Here is a 26,290-nt window from a genome sequence, read left to right on the forward strand (position 1 = left end):
CCGCCGACTGGCAATTGGCAAGCCTTCTTTTGGTGCAGCGCAGCACCGACCAGCACCAGCGTGGGGATAAAAAAAGGAGCCTTGCGGCCCCTTGGTGATCAATACTTCTTGCCCTTCGGCTTGGCGCCCGGCGCCGGTTTCTTCGGCGGCGTGTGCTTGGCCGATTCCGGCGGCATGCGGTCGACCTGGCTGATCTTCAGCTGCGCGCCGCCGACCCAGACCTTGCCCAGGCTCTTGAACATATCGTCCGGCATGCCGTCCGGCAGTTCCAGCATCGAGTGGTTGTCAAAGATCTCGATACGGCCGATGTACTTGGCTTCCAGCCCGGTTTCGTTGGCGATGGCGCCGACGATATTGGCAGGCGTGATCTCGTTGGCGCGGCCCACCTCGACGCGGAAGGCGCTCATCGGCACCGACTGCTTGCCGACTTTCTCCTTTTTCTTCTTGGCTGGCGCCTCTTCCACCTCGTCGGCGGCGGCACGTACGGTGCGGTCCAACGGCGAGCCGGCTGGCTTCTCGGCACGCACAGGCTTGTCGGCGCGCGCCGGCTTGGCGGCGGTTGGCACCGGCGCAGCCGCCGGAGCACCGTCGCCGTCAACGCTGATGCGCAGCGCCTGGCCGGCAACGCGGATGCCGCCCATCAGTTCCAGCGCTTCGCGGCTCAGCGTGTCCGGCATGTCCAGCACGGTGAAGTCGTCGAAGATTTCGATGCGGCCGATGTTTTTCGAATCGATGCCACCCTCGTTGGCGATGGCGCCAACAATATTGCCCGGCTTGACGCCGTGCTGGTAGCCGACTTCGATGCGGTAGGTGCGCATACCCGGCTCGGATTCGCGCGGAATGCGCTCCTTCTTGCCGAAACGCTCGCTGCGGTCCGGACGTTCGCTACGCTCAAAGCGGTCGCCGCGTTCCGGGCGGTCGAAGCTCTGGCGCGCGGCCGGGCGCTCTTCCCACTGCGTTTGCTGCTTCTTGTCCAGCAGCAGCGGCACGTCACCGCGCGCCAGCTTGGCCAGCGCGGCGGCGATTTCCACCGCCGGCACATTGTGCTCCTGCTCAAAGGCCTCGATCAGCGACTGGAACTGTTCCAGGCCGCCTTCGGCCAGCGTGTCGGTGATCTGCTGCTTGAACTTGGCGATGCGGACGTCGTTGACCGCCTGGATGGTTGGCAGCTCCAGCTGGCCGATCGGCTGGCGCGTGGCGCGCTCGATCATCTTCAGCAAGCCCTTTTCACGTGGCGTGATGAACAGGATCGCCTCGCCGCTGCGGCCGGCGCGGCCGGTGCGGCCGATACGGTGGGTGTAGCTTTCCGGATCATGCGGCACGTCGTAATTGACCACGTGCGAGATGCGCTCGACGTCCAGGCCACGGGCGGCAACGTCGGTCGCCACCAGGATGTCGATCTTGCCGTCCTTGAGCATCTGCACGGTGCGCTCGCGCTGCGCCTGCTGGATGTCGCCGTTGATGGCAGCGGCCGAGAAGCCGCGCGCCTGCAGCTTCTGCGCCAGTTCCTCGGTGCCCAGCTTGGTGCGCGAGAAGACGATCATGCCGTCGAAGTTCTCGGCTTCCAGGATGCGGGTCAGCGCGTCCAGTTTGTGCATGCCGGACACCAGCCAGTAGCGCTGGCGGATGTTCTCGTTGGTGCCGGTCTTGGCGGCAACGGTGACTTCCTTCGGATTATTCAGGTAAGTGTTGGCGATGCGGCGGATGGCCGACGGCATGGTGGCCGAGAACAGCGCGGTCTGGCGCGATTCCGGCGTCTCTTGCAGGATGCGTTCGACATCGTCGATGAAGCCCATGCGCAGCATTTCGTCGGCTTCGTCCAGCACCAGGGTTTTCAGCTTCGACAGGTCGAGCGAGCCCTTGTCCAGGTGATCGATGACACGGCCCGGCGTGCCCACCACGACGTGCACGCCGCGGCGCAACGCCGACAGCTGCGGGCCGTAGCTTTGGCCGCCGTAAATCGGCAGCACGTGGAAGCCGGGAATATGCTTGGCGTAGGTCTGGAACGCCTCGGCGACCTGGATCGCCAGTTCGCGCGTCGGCGCCAGCACCAGCGCCTGCGGCGTGGTCTGTTTGATATCGATGCGCGCCAGCACCGGCAGCGCAAAGGCGGCGGTCTTGCCGGTGCCGGTCTGGGCCTGGCCCAGCACGTCGCGGTTATCCAGCAGCAGAGGGATGGTCGCCGCCTGGATAGGCGATGGCGACTCGTAACCGACGTCATTCAGCGCTTGCAACAGCGGCGCGCCGAGATTGAGGTCAGAAAACAGGGCAATAGGGGATGTTGGGTCAGACATGGCGTCACTCACAGAATAATTGTTCGAATCGCCTAATTGCGAAAGAAATTTGTGCGTAGTTTACTCTGTCTGGACCAAACGAGCGCTTTTTTACGCGAAATCGCGCAAAACTGCATTCTTTTCCCGGAACGCTTATAGTAAGTGTTTTACTTACCCGGAGCTCCATTCATGCGCATTCTGTTTGCCGCCGCCCTGCTGGCCGGCCCGGTTTCCGCCACCACCTACGGCCCCCAGCTGGAGGGCTTCAGCTACCCGCATCCACTGCAGAAATACAGTTTCGCCTCGCAGGGCCGCAACCTGGAGATGGCGTATATGGACGTCAAGCCGGCCGGCGCGGCCAACGGCAAGACGGCGGTGCTGCTGCACGGTAAAAACTTCTGCGGCGCCACCTGGGAACAGACCATCAGCGAACTGACCAAGGCCGGCTACCGCGTGGTGGCGCCGGACCAGATCGGCTTTTGCGCGTCGTCCAAGCCGGAGCACTACCAGTACACCTTCCAGCAGCTGGCCGCCAACACCAACGGCCTGCTGAAGCACATCGGCGTCACCCAGGCGATCCTGATCGGCCACTCGACCGGCGGCATGCTGGCCACGCGCTATGCGCTGATGTATCCGGACGCGGTGGCCAGGCTGGTGATGGTCAACCCGATCGGGCTGGAAGACTGGAAGGCGCTCGGCGTGCCGTCGCAAAGCGTGGACCAGTGGTACGCGCGCGAGCTGAAACTGTCGGCCGACAGCGTGCGCGCCTACGAGCGTGCCACCTATTACGGCGGCAACTGGAAACCGGACTACGAGAAATGGGTCGACATGCTGGCCGGCCTGAATAACGGTCCGGGCAAGAAAGTGGTGGCGTGGAACTCGGCGCTGATCTACGACATGATCTTCACCCAGCCGGTGGTGTACGAATTCCCGCTGCTGAAGGTGCCGACCACGCTGCTGATCGGCGATGCCGACACCACCGCCATCGGCAAGGACGTGGCGCCGCCGGAAGTGAAGGCGAAGATCGGCAAGTACGCGGTGCTGGGCAAGCAGGCCGCCAGGCAGATACCGAATGCGCGGCTGGTGGAATTCAAGGGCATGGGGCACGCGCCGCAGATGGAAGACCCGGCGGCCTTCCATCGCGCGCTGCTGGAGGAACTGAATCGTTGATGCGTTAAACGCCAGGCAGGGAAGACGGCGTTGGAATCCGTCTTCCCTCTTGCGCAGCCCAAGCCCGGAGGGTCCGGGGCGACACGTCAAGCACGAGGCTTAATTACTTGCTGGCGGCAGGCGCCGAAGCGGCTGGTGCTGCTGCTGGAGTCGAGGCATCTGCGGAAGCCGATGCGCTGGCGGCGTGCTTTTTATGCGTGGCTTTTTTCTCGGCCTTTTTCACTGCAGGCGTCGAAGCGGCTGGCGCAGCAGCGGCAGCAGGCGTGGAAGCGGACGCGGAGGCCGAAGCAGCAGGAGCCTGGGCGAAAGCAGCGGAAGCGAACAGGCCGGCGATCAGGGTGGCGATTACTTTTTTCATGATTCAGTCCTCAAATGATTTATATGGTTTATACGGTTCTGGATGATTCCTGTGCCGCATGAGCAAAAAACGCGGCCCTGCAAACCTCAGTTGACGGACATTACAATTTCTTACAATCACCGGTATGCAGTAAGATTACCGCCTTCTGTACCCACTATGGAGTAAACATGCGTCTTCCAGTTCTCGCCCTTGCCGTCGGCATGGCCATGCAGGCCCACGCCCAACAACCCGTGGTCGCCGAAGCGCCGCTGCGCGCCCACCTGTCGCTGCTGGCCGACGACCTGTTTGAAGGCCGCGGCACCGGCCAGCGCGGCGGCGACCTGACCGTGCGCTATCTGGAAACGCAGGCCGCCGTGCTCGGCCTCAAGCCGCTGGCCGACGGCACCTACCGCCAGCTGGTGAAAGCCGAAGGCACCAAGCTGCTGCCTGGCAGCTTCGCCCGCTTCAGCACCGACAGCGGCAAGGTCCTGACGCCTTCCACCGGCGCCGACATCCTGTTCGGCACCATGAGCGGCAAGGAAAACATCACGCTCGACGCGCCGCTGGTGTTTGTCGGCTACGGCGCCGTCGCGCCGGAAGAAAAATGGGATGACTACAAGGGCGTCGACGTCAAGGGCAAGATCCTGGTCATGATGGTCAACGATCCGCAGCCGACCGCCGAGGAACCCAACCGCTTCGGCGGCAAGGCCTACACCTACTACGGCCGCTGGATGTACAAGTATGAGGAAGCGCTGCGCCAGGGCGCCGCCGGCGCGTTGCTGATCCACACCACGCCATCCGCCTCCTACGGCTGGAGCGTGCCCGCCACCAGCTTCTCGCACGAGCGCTTCCACCTGGCCGGCAGCGGCAACCAGCTGGAAGGCTGGCTGCAGGAAGAGACCGCGCGCGCGCTGTTTGCCGCCAGCGGCTTCGATCTGGACAAGCTGCGCGCCGACGCCGAGCGCAAGGACTTCCGCCCGGTCGACCTGAAACTGACAATGCACGCCGAAGTGAAAAGCAAGATCCGCCAGATCGAGCAATACAATGTGGTTGGCATCATTCCCGGCACCGATGCGAAACTGAAATCAGAAGCGGTGGTGTATTCGGCGCACTGGGACCACCTCGGCATCGACGAGAGCAAACAGGGCGACAACATCTGGAACGGCGCCATCGACAACGGTTCCGGCGTGGCCGCACTGCTGGCCATGGCGCAGGCGGCGGTCCAGCATCCGGCCAAGCGCACGCAGGTCTTCCTGTGGCCGGCCGGCGAGGAAACCGGCTTCCTCGGCAGCATCGCCTACATGCAGAATCCGGCCTGGCCGCTGAACAAGACCAGCGCCGACCTGAACCTGGACTCGATGAACTTTGTCGGCGCCACGCGCGACATCGGCGTCGCCGGCGCCGAGCGCAGCAGCCTGTACGACGCGGCTGCCGTGGTGGCCAAGAAAATGGGACTGAAGCTGGCGCCGGCCATCCCTGACCTGTCCGGCTCCTACTTCCGCGCCGACCATTTCCAGTTTGCCAAGGCAGGCATCCCGGCGTTCAACGTCGGCTCGGCGGTGTTCTCCGGCGACGGCCACTTCGACTTCGTCAAGGACCAGGAAAAGAACGGCGCACGCCTGGTGGCCTTCAAGCAGGACTACCACCAGCTGAGCGACGAATACCACGCCGACTGGGACCTGTCGGGCATGGTGCAACAGGCGCAGTTCACGCTGAACCTGGGCTATGAAGTGGCAAATACGCCAAAAATGCAGACCTGGAAAGCCGGCGACGCCTTCTCCAAAGTCAAACGTTAAAATCCTGCCACACGGAAACGGAGCTTAACCGCCTATAATTCAGGCAGTGATCTCCGAGGATACTTCCGTGTGGCTTAATCTTTTTACCATGTTGCGGCGAGGTAGTTTTGCCGCCCTCCTGTTGCTGGGCGCCGCCGCGCAGGCAGCGACGCTGAACTTCAACGGCGGCGCGGCCGGCGGCTGCACGCTCAGCGGCAACACGTATACCTGCTCCTCGCTCAGCCTGGCCGACACCGACGTGGTGTCGATCGCCAGCAATTACAAAGTGGTGGTCAATAGCGCGCTGACCTTCAGCTACAACCAGAGCCTGAAGATGAGCGGCAGCGCCCAGTTGCAAACCAGCGGCAATCTCAGCATTGCCGACATCAACCCGGCCAACCTCGCCGTCAGCGGCGGCACGCTGACCACCAGCGGCAATTTCAAGATTGGCAGCCAGGCGCAAACCATCGTTGCCGATGTCAACGCCGCCACCATGACGATCGGCTCCGGTTCCACCACCAAGATCACCGGCACCGTCACCGCCACCAGCAGGATCGATATCGCCTCGCACGTCACCATCGTCGGCCCGATTACCGCGCCGGTGCTGACCACCAACTCGGGCGTGACGCTGAACGGCAACATCAACTCCACCACCTCGTTCCAGCTGGCCTCCGGCAGCTCGGTGACCGGCAACATCAGCTCGCCCAGCATCAAGTTCGACTCAAGCAGTTCGACCGTCAAGGGTGACGTCAGCACCTCCGGCACGCTGGATGTCGGCAGCCAGGTGAGCGTCACCGGCTCGGTCACCGCCGCCGGGCTGGTGCTGCGCGCATCCAGTGCGGTCATCAACGGCACCACCAAGATCAGCGGTGATGTCGTCATGGAGTCCGGCACCACCATCAACGGTGATCTGAGCGCGCGCAACGTCACCACCAATTCCGGCAGCGCCGTCATCAACGGCAACGCCAGCGTCAACGCCATCTACATCGACTGGAACAACAGCGTCAACGGCGTCATCACCTGCACCGGCGCGCTGAATGGCACCGAGCCGTGCAGCTGCGTCAGCAAGCCGCAGTATTACAACTACACGCCGCGCTGCGCCGCTGCGCCCAGCAGCAATGTCCACCACTTCCAGATCAGCCACCCCGGCAGCGCCCTGACCTGCCAGGCACAGTCGATCGAGATCAAGGCCTGCGCCAATGCAGACTGCACCAGCACTGTCACCGGCAGCACCAGCATGACGCTGTTGCCGTCGAATACGCCGCTGACCTTCACCGGCACGACCACCCAGTCGATCCGCCAGCCGACAGCGGCAACCATCACGCTGGGCGCTTCCGGCGGAGGGGCCACCAACGCCACTGTCTGCCCCAACGCCGCCACCAAGAGCGATAATTGCGCACTGAAGTTCGAAGATAAAGGCCTGATACTGAGCGTCAGCCAGCCGGCCCACCTGGCCTGGGCCAGCGGCATCAAGCTCAACATCCAGGCCTTGCAGAATTCGGCCGGTACGTGCGTGCCGCTGGTGAAGGGCACGACGCCAATCGCGTTCAGCTGCGATTACGTCAATCCGGTCAGCGGCGCCAACGCTGTGCCTGTGCTCATCGGCGGCAAGAATGTCCAATGCAGCGGCAACACCAGTGTCGACCTGACCTTCGACGACAATGGCTCGGCAAGCGCATCGCTGCAATACGCCGAAGTGGGCCAGACCAGGATTAATGCCTCGTATGTCAAGGATAGCCTGGGTGCCAGCGGTGCGGTGGAGTTCACCACGGCGCCGGCCAGCTTCAAGGCCGAGGCGGTCCGCGTCAGCAGCGCCAGCCAGTTATCGCCCACCGCGTTTGCCAAGGCCAGCGAGCCATTCAACGTCCGCCTGACCGCGCTCAACGCCAAAGGTGATCCCACCAAGAACTTCGGCCGCGAGACACCGCCGCAGAATTTTTACATCGACACGCCCGCCATGGTGGAGCCGGCCAACGGCGTCAACGCCATTACCATCGGCCCGTACAAGAGCGTAGTAGACGGCGCCGCCGTGCCCGAAGACGGCCAGAAAGGCTACTGGAGATTTGATGAAACCGGCACCATCCAGATCAAGGTGCGGCAGAAGGACAGCAGCACCTACTATCTCGGCAACAAGACCACCGGCTTCAACACGAATACGCAACTCAACCTGACGTTCGCGCCGGACCACTTCGACGTTCTGCTGCCGCCCGTCGGCGCGCCGATGAGCTGTGCCGGACTGGGCGCGCTCAAGACGCCGTGCGACGGCAGTAATCCAGATGGCAAGTTCCTCTATTTCGGCCAGCCGTTCGCGCTGCAGGTCAATGCCTACATCGGCCTCAAAGATGCGCAAGGAAAATACCTGCCGGCACAAAACTACGTGGCGGGCGCGGCACGCACCGTCGACATCAGCCTGCTGGGCGTCGGCGGCAGCAGTCCTACCGTGAGCGCCGTGAAGTGGAGCAACGGGGATACTACGCCGCGCTTCATCTTCAGCTATGACGAACACAACAAGGTCACCAGCGGCACGCTCGCTCCCGCCAATATGCTGATCCTGGACTTCGCCAATACGATTGCAGCGAATGCAGCACTGACGACGCCGGTAGCGCCAACCACCTTCGCGCTGCGCGCAACCAACGCGGATACCTCCAGCTCGGCCAGCTTTGCCGAACCGCTGCTGACCATGGTGACAGGGCGCATGGAAATCGGCAATATCAGCGGCCCGCTGAAAGGCAATGTGCCGGTCAAGGCGCGCGCGCAGTACTGGAATGGCAAAGCCTACGTCTTCAACTCGCTGTATGCGTCCGACACCCTGTCCCTGTCCCGGACCGTGGGTACCGGCAAAAGCTACTACATCAGCTTCAGCAACTGCCGCAACGGCCTGTACGGTGGCAATGCCAACGCCCCCTGCGCCGGCGCACCGGCACTTGGGCTGGCGCAGGGGCAGGACAGCATGAAGTTTGCCAACGGCGAGGCCACTTTTTATCTGGCCCAGCCGACCGGCCTGACCCGCAACGGCTCGGTCAACGTCGCGCTGCGCGACGCCTCGCTGGAGAATAACAACGACAAGCGGCTCCCCGAGCTGATCCGATACCTGCCCAGCGGCAGCGGCACCGTGGTGTTCGGCGTCTACCGTTCCGGCCCGGTGATCTATACGCGCGAGGTGTACAACTAAGTGACCACCAAGCCGCGCTGCAAGCGCCGGCAAAACAGGTTACGATGGCCGCTTTCTGAAACACCGCACAAGGACTAGCATGGAAACCAATTCCCAGTGGATCGATATTGACACGGCCGACGGCAAGTTCGGCGCCTACCTGTCGCTGCCGCGCGGCGGCAAGGGACCGGGCATTGTGCTGATACAGGAAATCTTCGGCGTCAACCAGCACATCCGCAACGTCGCCGACCAGTACGCGGCCGACGGCTATGTGGTGCTGGCGCCGGACCTGTTCTGGCGCGAGGGTGCCCGCATCGAACTGGGTTACGACGAAGCCAACTGGAAGCGCGCCGTTGAACTGAAACAGGCGACCGACACCACCAGGGCGGTGCAGGACATCGCCGCCACGCTGAAAGTGCTGCGCGGCCTGGACGGCGTCAGCGGCAACAAGGTGGCCTCGCTCGGCTACTGCTTCGGCGGTCTGCTGTCGTATCACGCCGCCGCCAGCGGTCTGGTCGATGCGGCTGTCGCCTACTATGGCGGCGGCATCCAGAACGCGCTGGAGCGCGCGGCGGAAGTCAAGGTGCCGGTACTGATGCACTTCGGCGCCAGGGACGACCATATCCCTGGCGACGCAGTGAAAAGCATCGCCGAAGCGTTCGACGACAACGAACAGGTGGAAATCCACGTCTACGACAACGCCGAGCACGGCTTCAACTGCAATCACCGCTCATCCTATAACCAGCGCGCCGCCGCCGAGGCGCACGGCAACTCGCTGGTGTTCCTCAGCGAACAGCTCTAAGCCTGCACCAGGTTGGGACCGGCTGCGGCGCCCTTCTTCAGGCGCCGCAGCTGCAAGGCCACGCCCACCACCAACAACAGGAACATCACGCCGGTAATCGTCTTCAGTTCCGGCGCCTCATGGCTGGGCAGCCACGGATTGCCATATGGCAGCCGGGTGGTAGTTTCAGTCACCGCCGGGATCATGTGGAAGAAAAACGTCAGCGAGTAGCTGACCGTCGACACCGCCGCCGATTTCGCGCCGAACTTGCGCTGATCGGCCAGCCATGCCAGCCCCAATACCAGCAGCGTGACGATGCCCAGCACATGCGGCTTGCCGAAGCCGCCATGCTGGAAGATGCCGAAACCGCTTACGCAGGTCAGCACCGTGGTCCAGATATATAGCTTGCCCAGCGTATTGCCCGGCACAATGCCTTTGTGGCGCCCGAACGACAGCAGCGCGGCAAACACTGCCACCAGGCTGACCAGCGTATGGATGACACCGAGATAGGTTAAACCGTAGATCATGGCGCGTCCTTTCATGGAAGGTAGGCCGATGCTACGCTTGCTTGCTGTTTTAACCATACCCCTTATAGGGTATTGAAGCTGCGCTAAAATAACCGGATCATCACCAAGGAAGCATGCCATGGCCCGCCTCAAGCTGGATTTTCCAGACGACCTGTTTATTTACTCCACCCAGCTGACCGTGCGGGTCACCGACATCAACGGCGGTAACCACCTTGGCAACGACTCGATGATCTCGATGATTTCGGAAGCCCGCGCACGCTTCCTGTTCGAGTACGGCCTGCAGGAAAACGGCGCGGATGGGCTGGGCATCATCGTCACCGACCTGGCCACCACCTACAAGGCCGAGGCGCATGCGCGCGACCAGCTGGTGTTCGAGGTCGGCGTGATGGACTTCAACCAGTACGGCGGCGACATCGTGTTCCGCATCACCCGCCCGCGCGACGGCAAGCTGGTGGCGCTGGCCAAGTACGGTTTTGTGTTCTTCAACTACCAGAGCAGCCAAGTCACGCCGATGCCGCCGGAGTTCCTGGCCAAGTTCCCGCGCGTGAATCGCCTCGACTGAGATTAAGGCCTGAGACTTACTTCTGTGCCATCTTGGGCACGATGGTCTTCTTGAACCAGTCGTCCAGCATCTGCTTCTCGTAGCGCATCGCGTCGCTGTCGGAATAGCTGGTGCGGCTCCACTGGTAGTTCATATTCGAAATCTCATCATCGCCGCTGCGCAGCACCTGGCCGTCTTGCTCCAGCGTGTAGCGCAGGTGCACGCGCGGCCAGTCGGCACCACCGGTCATGACGCGGATATCGTCGCCGGCGCGGCGCGGATACAGGCGGCCGGCCAGGTCGATGTCCAGCACCTCGATCTTCAGCGTCTGCCCTTGCGGCAGCTTCTTGTCGAGCGTGGCGAAATAGTCGCTGAATTCCTTCAGCGTGCGCTCGCGCTCGATCGGGCTGAACGGCAGGTCGACGTAGTCGTCCGGCTTGACGTAGGTAACAGTCACCTCCGCCAGCGCGGCGCTGGAGGCCAGCAGCGCCACCAGGCCTGCCAGCACGGTTTGGGTCATCGGGCGCATCTTGCGTCTCCTCGCGTGGATTCTAGATGGACAATATAGCCCTTTTCCCCGGCCCGCGCCCGCGCTGAATAAGTTTGTTACCAATCGCCCGCTAGCGGCCATGTCACATTGCGGTCATACCTTATCGCTAAGATTGCCGCCGTCGAAGCCCAGCCACTGCTTCGCATGATGCCAGCCAGGCACATGGAACGGCCAAAAACCACCACAGGGTATCCCCACCATGACCGAGCAACTTGATCCATCCCGCCGCAGCCTCCTCAAATTCCTGTCCAGCGCGCCGTTGCTGCCGCTGGCCGGCGGCAGTGCCACCGCCGCCCTGCTGTCCGCCTGCGGCGGCGGCGACACCGCGCTGCCCGCCGCACAACTGATGTCCGTGAGCTTCTCCGGCATGGCCGCGCCATCGCTGGCCGACGCGCCGAAAATGGCCACCACCACGGTCGCCTCGGCGATGCAGGCGCTGTACTCGGACGGCAAGACCGTGCCGTACAACCTGGCTTACCAGACCTTCTTCATCACCGGCGCGCAAGTATCGAACGGCAACGGCGGCACCATCCTGGCCGGCGGCTACTGGGACATCAACAACAAGCCCATCCTCGACAAGACCGACGCCAACTCGCGCCAGTTCTTCTCCGACGCGCCGGACGGCACCTCGCTGCTGAAGCTCGCTTCGACTACCGTGCCCAACATCAAGGGCAACGCCGTGTTTGCCGTGGTGCAGTTTGAATACACCACCCGCAACGTCAAGGGTGATTCGGTGTACGGCATGCTGCCGTCGCCGATCGCCGTGCTGACGCTGGACCAGGACAAGACCACCGGCGCGCTGACGCTGGTGAAGTACCACAACGTCGACACCAGCGCCGCCAACGGCCTGTGGATCACCTGCGGCGCCAGCCGTTCGCCATGGAACACCCACCTGTCGAGCGAAGAGTACGAGCCGGACGCCAGCACCATCGACAAGAACACCCAGTTCGCCAACTTCAGCCTCAACCTGTACGGCGACGCCACCAAGGCCAATCCCTACCACTACGGCCACCTGCCGGAAATCACCGTCAACCCGGACGGCACGGGCAGCTGCAAGAAGCACTACTGCCTGGGCCGCATCTCGCACGAACTGGTGCAGGTGATGCCGGACGAGCGCACCACGCTGATGGGCGATGACGCCACCAACGGCGGCCTGTTCATGTTCATCGCCGACAAGGCCAAAGACCTGTCCAGCGGCACGCTGTACGTCGCCAAGTGGAACCAGAAAACCACCGACAACGGCGGCTCGGCGACGCTGACCTGGATCAAGCTGGGCAGCGCCACCTCGGCTGAAATCAAGGCCCTGGCCGACCAGCTGAAAAACGCCGACATCATGGATGTGAAAACCGCCGACCCGGCGGACGCCAGCTACACCAAGATCCCGTTCAACGGCACCTTCAACTGGATCAAGATCAAACCGGGCATGGAGAAGGCTGCCGCCTTCCTGGAAACCCACCGCTACGCCGCGCTGAAAGGCGGCAGCATGGGCTTCACCAAGATGGAAGGCACGACCGTCAACGCCAAGGACAAGATCGCCTACTCGGCGATCGCATCGATCGGCTCGGCGATGACCAACGGTTCGGGCGGCATTGCCATCAAGGGCCCTTCGGCCGGCGCGGTGTACGCGCTGAACATGAAGGCCGCCCAGACCGATACCGCCGGCGGCGCCATCAACAGCGAATGGGTGCCGGTCGACATGGCTGCCGTGCCGGCGCTGGTCAGCGAAGACCTGGCTACGCCTGACTCGCTGGGCAACAAGGCCAACGCCGACAAGGTCGCCAACCCGGACAACATCAAGTTCTCCGAGAAGCTGCGCACGCTGTTCATCGGCGAGGACAGCAGCACCCACGTCAACAACTTCCTGTGGGCCTATAACGTCGACACCAAGGCGCTGACGCGCATCCTGTCGACGCCGTCGGGCGCCGAATCGACCGGCCTGCACGCGGTGGACGACATCAACGGCTTCGCCTACATCATGAGCAATTTCCAGCATCCGGGCGACTGGGAGTCGGTGCACAGCAAGGTGCAGGCAACGCTGGATCCGCTGATCCGTGCCAACTACCGCGACCGCTACGGCGCGGCGGTCGGCTACATCACCGGCTTCCCGGCGCTGACTTTCTAAGCACGCTCCGCCTTAAAGCCCGCTTGCAGCACCCGCTGCCTGCGGGCTTTTTTGCGTCATCGCCGACCAGGCCACCAGGGCCAACGCCAGCAAGGTCAGAACGGCGCCGGCATACATGACGGCGGCGTAGCCGAGATTGGCGTTCAGCACCATCGCACCGGCCGCCGCACCAATCGCATTGCCCAGGTTGAAGGCGCCGATGTTGACCGACGACGCCAGGCCCGGCGCTTCGGTGGCGGCGCGCATCACCCGCATCTGCACCGGCGGCACCAGCGCGAAGGCGGCGATGCCCCACACCAGCAGCCCGGCCGCCGCGCCGATCTGCGTCTGCGCCAGCCATGGGAAGGCCACCATCGTCACCGCTTCCAGCAGCAGGAAACCAATCAGCGTCTTGTCGATCGACTTGTCCGCCAGCTTGCCACCGAGCGAATTGCCGATCGTGAAGCCGATGCCGATCAGCGCCAGCATGGCGGTGATAAAGCCCGGCGAAGCCTGCGTGAAGGTTTTCAGCGACGGGTTGATATAGGTGTACAGCGCAAACGTCGCACCCGAGGCCAGCACCGTGGTCATCAAGCCTTGCAACACCACCGGACGCAGCAGCACCTTCAACTCCTTGCGTACATCCGGCGCCTCGCCAGCACTGCCTTGCGGCAGGAACAGCAGCAGCGCCGCCATCGCCAGCACGCCCAGCGCACTGATCGCACCGAACGATTCGCGCCAGCCGAGGCTGTCACTGAGCCAGGTCGCCGCCGGCACGCCGCCGATGTTGGCGATGGTCAGGCCGAGGAACATGGTGGCCACGGCGCTGGCCTGCTTGTCGCGCGGCACAAGGCTGGCCGCCACCACCGAGCCGATGCCGAAAAAGGCGCCGTGCGTCAGGCTGGTGATCACGCGCGCCACCATCAGGCTGGCATAGCCCGGCGCCAGCGCCGACAGAATATTGCCAATGGTGAAAATCGCCATCAAGGCGATCAGCGCCTTGCGGCGTGGCCAGCGCGCCAGCAGCAAGGTCATGAACGGCGCGCCGATGGTGACGCCGATTGCGTAGGCCGACACCAGCAGGCCTGCGGTGGGAATCGACACGTTGACGCCTTGCGCGATGGTCAACAACATGCCCATCGGCCCGAATTCCGTGGTGCCGATACCGAATGCGCCAATGGCCAGTGCAAGCAGTGGCAGCGCGGAGGAGTGAGTGGATTTATTCATAGTTGAAGCATTATGCGCCCATCATTTTCCCAAATAAAGCGCATAATCCTCAAAATACTTTTGCGCAAACTAGAAAAATGAAACTCGCACTGGACGAATTGACGGTATTCCTGGCGGTGGTGGACAGCGGCTCGCTGACGGCCGCCGCCGACCACCTGGGCCAGCCGGTCTCCAGCATCAGCCGTCTGCTGGCGCGGCTGGAGGACAAGCTGCAAACCACGCTGCTGCGCCGGACCACGCGCCGCATGGACCTGACCGACGAAGGCCACGATTTCGTCAGGGACGCGCGCAATGTACTGGATGCGGTGCGCATCGCCGAAGACCGCCAGATGGAGCGGCGCGGCCAGCTATCCGGCCCGTTGCGCGTGGACGCGGTCACGCCCTTCATGCTGCACGTGCTGGTGCCGCTGATGCCCGGCTACCGCCTGCTGCATCCCAAGGTGGAACTGAGCCTGGGCAGCAATGAGGGCTTTATCGATTTGCTGGAACGGCGCGTCGACCTCGCCATCCGCATCGGCGAGCTCAAGGACTCCACGCTGTATAGCCGGCTGCTGGGCCGCAGCCGCCTTCGCCTGCTGGCCAGCCCGGAATACCTAGCCAGGCGCGGCGTGCCGCACGAGGCCGCCAGCCTGGCGGAGCACGAACTGCTGGGCTTTAGCGAGCCGGACATCCTGAACCAGTGGCCGCTGCTGCACGCTAATGGCAAACCGGTGCAGATCACGCCGACGCTGTCCGCCGCCAGCGGCGAAACACTGCGCCAGCTCGCGCTGCAAGGCATGGGCATCATCTGCATGTCCGATTTCATGACCGCCATCGACGTGGCGCAGGGCCGTCTGTTGGAAGTGCTGCCGCACGTGGTCCAGCAAAAGTTCAAGCCGATCCATGCGGTCTATTACCAGCACTCGACCGTTTCGGCCCGCATCGCCTCGATGGTCAACTACCTGGCTGAGGCCATGCGCGCGCCGGAGGCGGTGTGGCCCACGCTGGACACGCGCTGACCAGCGCTACCGTGCGGCACATCGCCCCGATGCGGCCGATAATGCGCCTGTCTAGCCCACAGGGAGAACGATCATGTTGAAAGAAGTATGCGCCGCCATGGCGGCTTTCAGCATCGCCGGCTGCGGCGGCAGTTCAGGCAGCGGCAGCGCCACCACGCCGCTGCCGCCAACCACGCCAACCACGCCCATCGGCGGCCCGATATCGCTGGCCACCGGCCTGCAAATTCCCTGGTCCATCGCCTTTTACGGCAGCACGCCGCTGGTCAGCGAGCGCGGCACCGCGCGTATCCAGGCAGTCGGCGCCAACGGCGCGCTGACCACTGTCGCCACCATTGCCGGCGTCAGCGGCAGCGGCGAAGGCGGCCTGCTCGGCATCGCCGTGCGCGACAACTTCCTGTACGCCTACTTCACCGCTGGCGCCGAGAACCGCATCGAACGTTATCCGCTGACCGGCACCGGCACGGCCGTGCGGCTGGGCACCGCACAGACGCTGCTCGGCGGCATCCCGTCCGGCAGCAACCACAACGGCGGCCGCATCGCCTTCGGCCCGGACGGCATGCTGTACGCGGCCACCGGCGATGCCGGCACGTCAAGCCGCTCGCAAAACCTGAGTTCGCTCTCCGGCAAAATCCTGCGCATGACGGCGGAAGGCCGCGTGCCGGCCGACAATCCATTCAGCGGTTCGTATGTCTACAGCTATGGCCACCGCAACGTGCAGGGCCTGGCCTGGGCCAGCGATGGCAGCATGTACGCCTCAGAGTTCGGCCAGAACACCTGGGATGAACTGAACCAGATCAAGGCTGGCGGCAACTACGGCTGGCCGGATGTCGAAGGCAAGGCCGGCAACAGCAAGTACACCGATCCGCTACAGCAATGGGCCACCGCCGACGCCAGCCCGAGCGGCATCGCCATCAGCGGCGGCAACATCTATATCGCCAACCTGCGCGGCGAGCGCTTGCGCAAGGTGCCGCTAGCGGCCACCAGCACCGCCACCGAGTTCTACGTCAAGGAATACGGCCGCCTGCGCGACGTGGTGGTGGCGCCCGATGGCCGCTTATACGTGTTGACCAACAACACCGACGGCCGTGGCACGCCGAAGGCGGGAGACGACCGCGTGCTGAGCGTGCCGGTGCTGTAGGCAAGTATCAGCCGTCCTGTGGCTGCAGCGGCGTTTCCAGGTTCAGCTGGTAAAACGCCGCATCCAGCCAGCGCCCGAACTTGAAGCCGACTTGCGGCAGCGTGCCGGAATGTTTGAAGCCCAGGCGCTCGTGGATGCCGATGCTGGCCGTGTTGGCGGCGTCGATGCAGCCCACCAGCACGTGTACCTGTGCTTTGCGCGCGCGCCGGATCAGCTCATTAATCAGCAGCACACCCAGTCCGCGCCCACGCTGCTCGGGATGGACATAGACGCTATGCTCCACCGTGTACTTGAACGCGGGGAAGGCGCGGAACGTGCCCCAACTGGCGAAGCCCAGCAACTTTCCGGACGCATCCACCGCGCCCACCACCGGGAAACCATTGGCCCGCTTGGTGGCAAACCAGGCCACCATCGCTTCCGGCGGACGCGGCTTGTAGTCATACAGCGCGGTCGAGTTGATGATCGCTTCATTGAGGATTTCCAGGATGGCCGCGGCGTGTTCGGCTTCGCTGCAATCGATCAGGCGCACATCGTCGCGCGGCGTGGGGGAAGTCATGGAAGTCCTTTGCGTTGTCCACTATAGTGGATTGATTTTCCTCCATCCCTGCGGCGACGTCAAATAACGACGGGCGTTGCCGCCCATCCGCTCGTCCGCTATAGTGACAGCATGACGACCCAAGATCTTGATCAACGAATAGGCGCACGGATCCGGGCGGAACGCGAAAACCGTGGCTGGTCACTATCCGAACTGGCAACGCGCGCCGCCGTCTCGCGGGCGATGATCCACAAGGTCGAGCGCGGCGAAAGCAGCCCGACGGCCAACCTGCTGGGCAAACTGTCCGGCGCGTTCGGACTGAGCATGTCGGCCTTGCTGGCGCGGGTGGAGAACGGCCACGGACGCCTGCTGAAAAAGGCCGACCAGTCGCTGTGGACCGATCCGGCCACCGGCTACCTGCGCCGCCACGTGTCGCCACAATCCGATCTGCCGCTGGACGTGGTGCACATCACGCTACCGGCCGGCAAAGAAGTAGCAATGCCCGCCTCGGCCTACCTCTTCCTGCGGCAACTGATCTGGGTGCTGGAAGGCGAACTGGTCTTCATCGAAGGCCAGCTGCGCCATGCAATCCATGCCGGCGACTGCCTCGAACTCGGCCCGCCGATGGATTGTGTCTTCAAAAACGAAACCGCCCAGCCGTGCACCTACGCAGTGGTGTTGCTCAACATAAGTCATTAAGCACACCGCGCGACACATTTTACAAAAATCTTTGTTTTACGATAGCAATATTGCTAAAAACGAAGTATTGTTGGGTGCACATAAAGCGTTACAGAAGCCTAACGCCGCGCCGCCATAAAACAACGCGGCGTAGAATAAATCCAGCCAGGTGTTGTGCAAGGCAGCAGGAATTTTTATTGCCTGTTGTTAATGGCTGTGGGTAAGACTACAATCGGATGTCATTCAGCTGAAATAATTTGCGGAACTTGTTCATATGTCTTTTTTGTCTTCTGCCTCGCCCAAGTTAGCGCCGTGGAAAGTCCTGTTGGTCGATGACGAACCGGATATTCATGACATCACCAAACTGACGCTGAGCCGTTTCCGCCTGGACGGCCGCGCCCTCAGCTTCGTCCACGCCTACAGCGGCGCCGAAGCCAAGGAAGTGCTGGCGCGCGAGGAGGATGTCGCGCTGGTGTTCCTCGACGTGGTGATGGAGAAGGAAGACAGCGGCCTGGAAGTCGCCCGCTGGATGCGCGAAGACCTGGACAACCAGTTCACCCGCATCGTGCTGCGCACCGGCCAGCCGGGCCAGGCGCCGGAAGAGCGCGTGATCGTCAACTACGACATCAACGACTACAAGGAAAAGACTGAGCTGGACCGCACCAAGCTGTTCACCACCACCTTTGCCGCGCTGCGCGCCTACCGCGACATCATGAAGGTGGAGGAAGCCCACCGCGCGCAGATCAACTACCGCGAAGGCCTGGAGCGTGTGATTGCCGCCTCCTCGCACATCTTCCGCCAGCGCAACCTGAAAGACTTCGCCAACGGCCTGCTGCAGCAGGTGGTGGCGCTGCTGCGCCTGGAACAGAGCATGCTGTTGCGCCTGCGCGGCGCCACCGCCATCAGCGGCGAGAACGATTACGAAATCCTGGCCAAAATCGGTGATGAGGACGGCACGCTGCTGTCGGCCGACGTACTGGCGCAGATCGACGCCGCCAAGAGCAACAAGATCTCGCGCGTTGAAGGTGACACTTACATCGGCTACTTCCCCAACGCCAGCGGCAAGGCTTCGCTGCTGGTGCTGAAGGGCGTGGAAGAAATCTCGGAGATCGATACCAAGCTGCTGGAAGTATTCTGCTCCGGCGTCGCCATCGCCTTCGACAACATCCTGCTGAGCCAGGAAATCACCGACACCCAGGCCGAGCTGATCATGCGTCTGGGCGACGTGGTCGAATCGCGCTCGAATGAAGCCGGCAACCACGTGCGCCGCATGGCCGAGGTGTGCCACCTGCTGGCCCTGGAATCCGGCCTGCCGGATGACGAAGTGGCGGTGCTACGGCATGCCGCGCCGATGCACGACATCGGCAAGATCGCCACGCCGGACGCGGTGCTGCTGAAGCCGGGCAAGCTTGATCCAGCCGAATGGGAAATCATGAAGCAGCACCCATCGGTCGGCCTGTCGATCCTGGACGGCTCGCAACGCCCTATCCTGAAGGCGGCCGCCGTGATCGCCCACCAGCACCACGAGAAATTCGACGGCAGCGGCTATCCGCAGGGCCTGAAGGGCGAAAACATCCACCTGTATGCGCGCATCGTCGCCGTCGCCGACGTGTTCGACGCGCTGATGCACAAGCGCTGCTACAAGGAAGCGTGGCCGATCCAGAAAGTCATCGACCACCTGCGCGAAGTGTCGGGCCACCATCTCGATCCGGTGTATGTCGACCTGCTGATCAAGAACATCGACAAGGCGCTGGCCATCAACGAGCGGCTGCCGGACTAAGCGGTGCGCGCCATCGCATAAGCATATTAGCAATTGTTCGTAGGAACTGGATTTCCTTGCTCGTAAGATCGTGGTCTGCCTCCTCAGACCACGCAAGGAAATCACGATGCACAAACACCTGCTCCCACCTCTGCTCGCGCTGGCCGCGCTGCCAGCCGCCATCGCGCAAGCGCAAGACACACCAGCCACCAGCGAGACCGTCGCCGCCATCGACCAGGTCACCGTGGTCGGCTCGCGCGCCCGCAACCGCACCGTATTCGATTCTGCCGTGCCAATCGACCGCTTCGGCGCGCGCGAGGTGGAGAACGCCCTGTCCAGCGGCGAAGTGGGCGCGGCCTTGCAGGCGCTGGCGCCCTCGATCAACTTCCCGCGCATTGAATCCAGCGGCGCCTCCGACTCGGTGCGCGGCGTGCAGCTGCGCGGCCTGGCGCCGGACCAGGTGCTGGTGCTGATCAACGGCAAGCGCCGCCACGCCAGCGCAGTGCTGGATACCGAAAGCAGCTTCGCCGGCACCGTGCCGGTGGACGTCAATGCGATTCCGCCGGGCGCCATCGACCACATCGAAATCCTGCGCGACGGCGCCGGCGCGCAATACGGCAGCGATGCGGTGGCTGGCGTCATCAACATCGTGCTGAAGCAGCAGCGCACCGGCGGCTCGGCCTCGGTCAGCTACGGCGCCAACCACACTGACTTCAAGCCTAGCGACGAGACCAAGACCGACGGCCAGACCAAGATCGTCAACGCCGACTACGGCGTACCGCTGGGCGACGCCGGCTTCTTCCGCTTCGGCGCCGAAAGCCGCAGCCGCAATCCGACCCAGCGCGCCGGTTTCAGCGACGCCGGCTGGACGTCGTGGAACTACACGCCGGCCGACCAGGCCCTGGACGGCAAGGTCGTATTCAAATCCGGCGACTCGCAATCGCACAATAACTACGCCTTCTACAATGCGCTGCTGCCGCTGGGCGATGGCATTGACGCCTACTCGTTCGCCACCGCCAACCAGCGCAAATCGGACGGCAGCGCCTACTTCCGCTATCCGGGCGATCCGTCGAATGTGGCAGCGGTGTACCCGAACGGCTACCGCCCGGTCACGCACGGCGACTCGACCGACGTCAGCATCGTGGCGGGCGTGCGCATCGCCAGCGGCGGCTGGAACTGGGACCTCAGCGCCCGTCACGGTAGCAACAAGTTCGACTACGACGTCAGCAACTCGCTGAACGCCTCGCTGGGCGCGCAAAGCCCGACCAGCTTCCACCTGGCCTCGTTTGATTATCGCCAGAACGCCGTCAACGCCGACCTCACGCGCAAGCTGAACTTCGGCGTGCCGGTCAACCTCGCCATCGGCGCCGAGTACATCCGCGAAACCTACACCAGCGCGCCGGGCGATGCCGCCTCCTACGCCGCCGGCGCCGTCACCGATGCGCCGCCGGGCGCGCAAGCCGGCCCCGGTCTGCGTCCGCAGGATGCGTTTGATGGCAGCCGCCATATCAGCTCAGTCTACGTTGACATCGAAAGCGACATCACCCGCCAGTTGCTGGTCGGCGCTGCCGCGCGCTACTCGGACTACAGCGATTTCGGCAGCGCCAGCACCGGCAAGCTGTCGGCGCGCTACAAGTTCACCGACCAGTTCCTGCTGCGCGGCTCGCTGTCCAACAGCTTCCGCGCGCCGGCGCTGGTACAGACCGGATTCCGCTTCTCCACGCTCAACTTCGACAGCGACGGCAGCGGCTTGCAAACGGCCTCCCTGCTGCCAGCCAGCGATCCCTTGGCGCGCGCGTTTGGTGCGCAAGACCTGAAGCCGGAGAAATCCACCAACCTGTCGCTGGGCCTGGCATGGAAGCCGGCGCGCAACACCAGCTTTACGCTGGACGGCTACCGCATCAGGATCAAGGACCGCATCACCCGCACCAGCGATCTGCAAAGCGACGCCGCCACCGCCTACCTGGCCGGCATCGGCCGCAGCGATATCCAGTCGGTGGCCTACCTGGCCAACCTGCTGGACACCACCACCACCGGCCTCGACGCGGTGCTGAACCACGACCTGTCGGTCACCGGCGGCAAGCTGAACCTGAGCGCCGCGCTGAACCTGAACAAGACGCGCATCGACAGCGTGCATCAGAGCTCGGCTGCGCTGGCGCAGATCGACCCTGACCTGACGGTGCTGACCGACACCAGCCTGTTCCGCATCCGCAATGCCTCGCCCAAAAACAAGCTGGTGCTGAGCGCCGACTGGCAGGCGGCGCAATGGGGCCTGCTGGCGCGCGCCACGCGCTTCGGCCCGCTGAAGGACTTCTCGTATGACGAAGATGCCGAAGTCGTCGACGGTGTGCACGCGCAACGCTTCGGCGCCGTCTGGACGCTGGATCTGGAAGCGCAATACAAGCTGACCAAGCAGCTGACGCTGTCGCTGGGCGCCGACAACATCCTCGACCGCTATCCGCAACGCGTGCGCGAAACCAACAACGCCACCTACGGCGGCGCCCTGCCCTACAACTTCATCAATCCGATCGGCGTGAACGGCGCATACTTCTATGCGCGCGCCCGCTACACTTTCTGACCTCAAGGACACCATGAAAAAACTGCTGATCACCCTCGCCCTGAGCGCCGCACTGAGCGCGCCAGCCTTCGCCGCCAAGAACGCGCTGGTGCTGCAAACCGACTTCGGCACCTCCGACGGCGCCGTCTCCGCCATGCGCGGCGTGGCCTACGGCGTCGACGCCAGCCTGACGGTGGCCGACCTGACCCACAACATTCCCGACTACGATATCTGGGTGGGCGGCTACCGCCTGTTCCAGACTGCGAACTACTGGCCGGAAGGCACGGTGTTTGTCTCGGTGATCGATCCGGGCGTGGGCACCGAGCGCAAGTCGGTGGTGCTGAAGACCAAGGCAGGCCGCTACTTCGTCGGCCCGGACAACGGCCAGTTCACGCTGATCGCCGAGCGCGACGGCGTGGCCGAGGTGCGCGAGATCGACGAAAGCATCAACCGCCGCGCCGGCTCGGGCGAGTCCTACACCTTCCATGGCCGCGATGTGTACGCCTATGTCGGCGCGCGCCTGGCGTCCGGCGCCATCAGCTACGAGCAGGTCGGTCCGGTGCTGGCAAGCGAGTCCGTTATCAAGATCCCTTACCAGAAGGCCGCGCTCAGCGACGGCAAGCTGCGCGGCATCATCCCGGTGCTGGACGTCAAATACGGCAACGTCTGGACGAATATTCCGAAATCGCTGTTCGAACAGCTGGGCGTGAAGGAGCACGAACTGGTGCAGGTGCGCTTCTTCCACAACAAGAAGCTGGTGAATACCGTGGTGGCGCCGTATGAACACACTTTTGGCGGCGTGGCCAAGGGCAAGCCGGTGGTGTATCTGAATAGCCTGCTGGACGTCGCGGTCGCCCTCAACCAGGGCAACTACGCGGCGAAGAACAAGATCGAGTCCGGCGTGGATTGGGAAGTGGAAGTCAGCAAGGCGAAGAAATAATCAGCGCAAGGCGTCCTGTTTTTTCACGATACGCTCAAGTGCTGAACGCAGCGACTTGAGCGCTTGGCTGGCCGCTTCCAGCTGCCGGGCGTCCTCGGCGCTTTGCGCCGATTGTGACGCGCCCAGCATCGCCAGGCTGCTGGCTTCGGCTTCGGCAGAAGCCTGTTGCTCGGCATAGGCCTGACGGCCTTCCTCGTAGCCATCGGCGGCCTCGGTATCGACAGTCGCCGACGCAGCGCCATCCTCGGCCGGCATGGCGTTGATATCAGGGATGCCGGCATCGGACGACGTCCGCAGCACGCCGGCCGCCTGCTTCAGCTGATTGGCCAGTTGTTTCAATTGTTGCAACACCGCCTTGGCATCCTTGCCACCGAACAGCGCCAGCATCTTGCGCAGCGCTTCGATCTGCTTCTTGATTTCCTCGACGCGCTGCCGGGCCAGGGATTTCTGGTCCTGATCGACACGGTTCGATATCTGGTCGATCGCTTGTGCGTTGTTGCGCGCGGTTTCCATCTGCTTCTGGAGCAGATCCATATAAGCATCGCTGCTGGCGGAGAAATTGGTGGAAATGGAAAGCATGGTGTCATCCTGCGTATAGGCTTGGTCAATCAATACAGGCGACTGCAACTGCCGTTTCGTTAAACAGCCGTTGCATCTTTGCTACTTTCGCTTGATCTTGGGGAAGCGCAGCTTGTAATGCAGCCCCATGCCGGGCGCGCTGACCACTTTCACCGTGCCACCCAGCGCACCCGTCACCAGGTTGTACAGGATGTGTGCGCCCAGGCCGCTGCCGCCGGAGCCACGCTTGGTGGTGAAGAACGGGTCGAACAGCTGTGCCAGCGTGCCGCTGTCCATGCCGACGCCATCGTCGCTGTAGTCGAATTCGACAAAGTCGCCCTCCACCTTGCCGGTGATCTTGATCTTGCCCGACTGCCCTTCCTCAAAGCCGTGCACCAGCGAGTTGACCACCATATTGGTGACAATCTGCGAAATGGCGCCGGGGAAGCTGGCCATATTGATCTGGTCGTCGCAATCGATCTGTACCTGGATCGGCTTGCCCTTCAGCTTTGGTTGCAACGACAACAACACTTCATCCAGGTATTTGCGCAGGTTGAAGCTGCGGATATCGTCCGACGACTGGTCAACCGCCACCTGCTTGAAGCTGCGCACCAGTGCGGCCGCGCGCTGGGTGTTGGTGGTCATGATCTTCAGCGACTGGTCGATGATCTCGAAGAACTGGTTCAGGCCATCCTCATCCAGCGCGCCGTTGGCGAGATCCTCGCGGGTCAGCTTCAGTTCTTCCACCAGATGGCTGGTGGCGGTCACGCAAATGCCCAGCGGCGTATTGATTTCATGCGCGACGCCAGCCACCAGCCGGCCCAGCGAGGCCAGTTTCTCTTGTCGCACCAGTTCGCCCTGCGCATCCTTCAGCGAGGTCAGCGCGCTTTCCAGCGCGGCGTTCTGCTGCTCCAGCGTTTCCTTGGCCTGGCGGATCTGGCGGTCGGCCTGCATGCGGGCGATCGCCACCGCGACGTGACTGGCCATGAAGGCCAGGATGTCGAGGTCGGCCTGGGTGTACTGCACCGTGTCGTCGTAGCTTTGCACGATGATGACGCCGTAAGCCTGGTCGCCCAGCAGCATCGGCGCGCCCATCCAGCTGGCGATTTCTACATTGCCGAGCGGGTGCTCCATCTCGCCGGTGTCGACCAGCGCCTGGAAACCGGCGCGATCCAGCAGCATCGCCTGCTTGCGCTGCAGGATGTACGAGGACATGCCAACGCCATAGTCGAAGCGCTTGACCGGCGCGTGCTCATCCTTCTCATCGACAAAATACGGAATGCTGATTTCTTGCGTGTCCGGGTGGTACAGCGCCATCAGGAAGTTCTTGGCCGGCACCAGTTCGCTGATGATCTGGTGCAGGCGCATATTGAGGCGGCTGCCGCCGGTGGCGGTGGCCGACAGATTGGCCAGCTCGTACAGCGCGCGCTGGATGTTTTCCGCGCGGCGGCGCTCGGCCACTTCGTGCTGCAACTGGGCGGTGCGCTCATGCACTGCGCGTTCCAGCCGGTCGACGCTCTGCAAGCCCTGCAAGGCGCTGGATACGTGGTGCGAGATCAGCGCAAACAGCGCCTGGTCTTCCTCGCTGAACGTATGCTGCTTGTCATAGCTCTGGATTACCACCGCGCCCAGCACCTGATGGTTCTGGTCGAGCAGCGGGCAACCCATCCAGTGCTCGGCAATGGTGCCGATGCCGAAACCGGCGTTGTCCTCGCGCTTGGAGACGTGCTCGGCCGCCGTCATGACGATGCTTTCACGCGCGCGTATCACCGCCTCGGTGGGCGACTCGCCTGGCACCAGTTCGAACAGTTCGTCGCGGCTGGGCGCGTCGTCCACTTCGTCAACGAAATAGACAAAGCGCACCAGGTTGGGCGGGCCATCCTCGTTGCTCAGCGCGACGAAGAAGTTGGCCGCATACATGATGCGGCCCAGCGCCGCATGCACGGCTTGCAGAAATTCACTGATATCAGTGCAGCTGCTGGATTTCTGCCCGATTTCGAGCAGCACGGTCTGGACGGCTTCCAGCCGGGAGAGACGACTTTCCATCGATTTTCCTATGTTTATGGCCTTGCGATACATGCGCACAGGAAATACTAGCAGGTCGTGCCCCGGCGGGAAACCGCTCAGCGCATTTTCACGGCTTTTTGTAGCTGTTTTCGATCCAGTTGCTGGCGCTGGTGGCGCTCAGCTTGAAGGTCGGGGCGACGCGTACCCGGGCCAGCTCCTCGCCGTACTGGTCGAAGGCGCTCAGCGTGGCGTACGGATCATCCTCGTCCGGCGTGATGTCCAGGCAGACTTTCACCGGGCCGTCATCAGTGCCGACGGTGACGTTCTTGTGCAACTGGGCGTGCAATTGCTGCTCGTGGCGGCGGATCACCTCGTTGGCGGTCTTGACCAGCGTGTTGAAGGCGTTCACGTCAAGCGGCTTGGGATTCTTCTTGTCGCGACCCATGGTCCACGGCCCCACCAGCGCCGGCTCCGGTTCGCCGTCCTTGATCATCGCCACCGCCCAGCCGTCGTCATCCTCGTTTTTGATGACGCGCGCGGTCCAGCCATTGCCTTGCCACAGGCGATCCTCTTGCACCAGTGCATCATCGTCTGCATCGTGGTAGTCATTACTCATACTTATGGTCGTGTCGAAAGAAAGAAGGGGATGGAATAATAAGCGGCTCGCACCGTAACAACAATAGGAAC

Annotated in this window: 21 protein-coding genes; 12 read left to right on the forward strand and 9 right to left on the reverse strand. The window is 63.1% G+C overall.

The window, feature by feature from the left end; translation table 11 throughout:
• Window positions 1–98 precede the first annotated feature (98 nt).
• Entirely contained in the window at window positions 99–2,294 is a 2,196-nt protein-coding gene (locus tag BLS51_RS23725) for a DEAD/DEAH box helicase (RefSeq protein ID WP_090190115.1), read from the reverse strand.
• Between the two features lie 168 nt (window positions 2,295–2,462).
• On the opposite strand from BLS51_RS23725, the gene BLS51_RS23730 reads away from it, so the two are divergent.
• Window positions 2,463–3,443, forward strand: coding sequence for an alpha/beta fold hydrolase (locus BLS51_RS23730; protein ID WP_090190116.1), 981 nt, complete (start codon window positions 2,463–2,465; stop codon window positions 3,441–3,443).
• Between the two features lie 103 nt (window positions 3,444–3,546).
• Here the strand turns inward: BLS51_RS23730 and BLS51_RS23735 are convergent, their stop codons facing one another.
• The gene (locus BLS51_RS23735) at window positions 3,547–3,801 is read right to left on the reverse strand and encodes a hypothetical protein (protein ID WP_090190118.1); all 255 of its coding nucleotides are present in this window, start codon (window positions 3,799–3,801) and stop codon (window positions 3,547–3,549) included.
• Window positions 3,802–3,968: 167 nt separating this feature from the next.
• Between BLS51_RS23735 and BLS51_RS23740 the strand changes: the two genes are divergently transcribed.
• From BLS51_RS23740 to BLS51_RS23750, 3 genes are all read left to right on the forward strand, one after another.
• Window positions 3,969–5,576, forward strand: a complete 1,608-nt coding sequence (locus BLS51_RS23740) for a M28 family peptidase (RefSeq protein WP_090190121.1) — start codon at window positions 3,969–3,971, stop codon at window positions 5,574–5,576.
• Between the two features lie 67 nt (window positions 5,577–5,643).
• Complete coding sequence (locus BLS51_RS23745) at window positions 5,644–8,727, forward strand: DUF6701 domain-containing protein (protein ID WP_139168776.1); 3,084 nt, start codon at window positions 5,644–5,646, stop codon at window positions 8,725–8,727.
• Window positions 8,728–8,806: 79 nt separating this feature from the next.
• On the forward strand, window positions 8,807–9,508 hold the full coding sequence (locus BLS51_RS23750) for a dienelactone hydrolase family protein (protein ID WP_090190125.1): 702 nt from the start codon (window positions 8,807–8,809) through the stop codon (window positions 9,506–9,508).
• On the opposite strand, the gene BLS51_RS23755 is transcribed toward BLS51_RS23750, so the two are convergent.
• A complete protein-coding gene (locus BLS51_RS23755) occupies window positions 9,505–10,014 on the reverse strand; it encodes a hypothetical protein (protein ID WP_090190127.1) in 510 nt (169 codons plus the stop codon). The two genes, BLS51_RS23750 and BLS51_RS23755, sit on opposite strands and share 4 nt — an antisense overlap.
• 118 nt (window positions 10,015–10,132) lie before the next feature.
• On the opposite strand from BLS51_RS23755, the gene BLS51_RS23760 reads away from it, so the two are divergent.
• The gene (locus BLS51_RS23760) at window positions 10,133–10,576 is read left to right on the forward strand and encodes a thioesterase family protein (protein WP_090190129.1); all 444 of its coding nucleotides are present in this window, start codon (window positions 10,133–10,135) and stop codon (window positions 10,574–10,576) included.
• Window positions 10,577–10,592: 16 nt separating this feature from the next.
• On the opposite strand, the gene BLS51_RS23765 is transcribed toward BLS51_RS23760, so the two are convergent.
• Window positions 10,593–11,084, reverse strand: coding sequence for a DUF3016 domain-containing protein (locus BLS51_RS23765; RefSeq protein ID WP_090190131.1), 492 nt, complete (start codon window positions 11,082–11,084; stop codon window positions 10,593–10,595).
• A 220-nt stretch (window positions 11,085–11,304) separates the two neighbouring features.
• On the opposite strand from BLS51_RS23765, the gene BLS51_RS23770 reads away from it, so the two are divergent.
• A complete protein-coding gene (locus BLS51_RS23770; protein ID WP_090190133.1) occupies window positions 11,305–13,227 on the forward strand; it encodes a PhoX family protein in 1,923 nt (640 codons plus the stop codon).
• Between the two features lie 12 nt (window positions 13,228–13,239).
• Here the strand turns inward: BLS51_RS23770 and BLS51_RS23775 are convergent, their stop codons facing one another.
• A complete protein-coding gene (locus tag BLS51_RS23775; protein WP_090190135.1) occupies window positions 13,240–14,433 on the reverse strand; it encodes an MFS transporter in 1,194 nt (397 codons plus the stop codon).
• Between the two features lie 77 nt (window positions 14,434–14,510).
• Between BLS51_RS23775 and BLS51_RS23780 the strand changes: the two genes are divergently transcribed.
• Entirely contained in the window at window positions 14,511–15,431 is a 921-nt protein-coding gene (locus BLS51_RS23780) for a LysR family transcriptional regulator (RefSeq protein ID WP_090190137.1), read from the forward strand.
• 73 nt (window positions 15,432–15,504) lie between these two features.
• Entirely contained in the window at window positions 15,505–16,569 is a 1,065-nt protein-coding gene (locus tag BLS51_RS23785) for a PQQ-dependent sugar dehydrogenase (RefSeq protein ID WP_090190139.1), read from the forward strand.
• Window positions 16,570–16,576: 7 nt separating this feature from the next.
• Here BLS51_RS23785 and BLS51_RS23790 read toward each other — a convergent pair whose 3' ends face one another.
• Window positions 16,577–17,125, reverse strand: coding sequence for a GNAT family N-acetyltransferase (locus BLS51_RS23790; protein WP_090190141.1), 549 nt, complete (start codon window positions 17,123–17,125; stop codon window positions 16,577–16,579).
• Window positions 17,126–17,236: 111 nt separating this feature from the next.
• On the opposite strand from BLS51_RS23790, the gene BLS51_RS23795 reads away from it, so the two are divergent.
• From BLS51_RS23795 to BLS51_RS23810, 4 genes are all read left to right on the forward strand, one after another.
• Window positions 17,237–17,803 carry a helix-turn-helix domain-containing protein gene (locus BLS51_RS23795; RefSeq protein WP_090190143.1) on the forward strand — a complete coding sequence of 189 codons (567 nt, stop codon included), beginning with the start codon at window positions 17,237–17,239 and terminating at the stop codon, window positions 17,801–17,803.
• Between the two features lie 253 nt (window positions 17,804–18,056).
• A complete protein-coding gene (locus BLS51_RS23800) occupies window positions 18,057–19,562 on the forward strand; it encodes a response regulator (protein ID WP_090190145.1) in 1,506 nt (501 codons plus the stop codon).
• A 106-nt stretch (window positions 19,563–19,668) separates the two neighbouring features.
• On the forward strand, window positions 19,669–22,119 hold the full coding sequence (locus BLS51_RS23805) for a TonB-dependent receptor plug domain-containing protein (protein ID WP_090190146.1): 2,451 nt from the start codon (window positions 19,669–19,671) through the stop codon (window positions 22,117–22,119).
• Between the two features lie 13 nt (window positions 22,120–22,132).
• Window positions 22,133–23,038, forward strand: coding sequence for an SAM hydrolase/SAM-dependent halogenase family protein (locus BLS51_RS23810; protein ID WP_090190148.1), 906 nt, complete (start codon window positions 22,133–22,135; stop codon window positions 23,036–23,038).
• Here the strand turns inward: BLS51_RS23810 and BLS51_RS23815 are convergent, their stop codons facing one another.
• The 3 genes from BLS51_RS23815 to BLS51_RS23825 form a co-directional block, all read right to left on the reverse strand.
• Window positions 23,039–23,617, reverse strand: coding sequence for a hypothetical protein (locus BLS51_RS23815; protein WP_139168777.1), 579 nt, complete (start codon window positions 23,615–23,617; stop codon window positions 23,039–23,041).
• An 81-nt stretch (window positions 23,618–23,698) separates the two neighbouring features.
• Window positions 23,699–25,642, reverse strand: coding sequence for a GAF domain-containing sensor histidine kinase (locus tag BLS51_RS23820; RefSeq protein WP_090190152.1), 1,944 nt, complete (start codon window positions 25,640–25,642; stop codon window positions 23,699–23,701).
• Between the two features lie 88 nt (window positions 25,643–25,730).
• On the reverse strand, window positions 25,731–26,219 hold the full coding sequence (locus BLS51_RS23825) for a hypothetical protein (RefSeq protein WP_090190154.1): 489 nt from the start codon (window positions 26,217–26,219) through the stop codon (window positions 25,731–25,733).
• Window positions 26,220–26,290 lie beyond the last annotated feature (71 nt).

Origin of the sequence: Duganella sp. OV510, from assembly GCF_900100205.1 — a bacterium.
GTDB lineage: Bacteria > Pseudomonadota > Gammaproteobacteria > Burkholderiales > Burkholderiaceae_D > Rugamonas.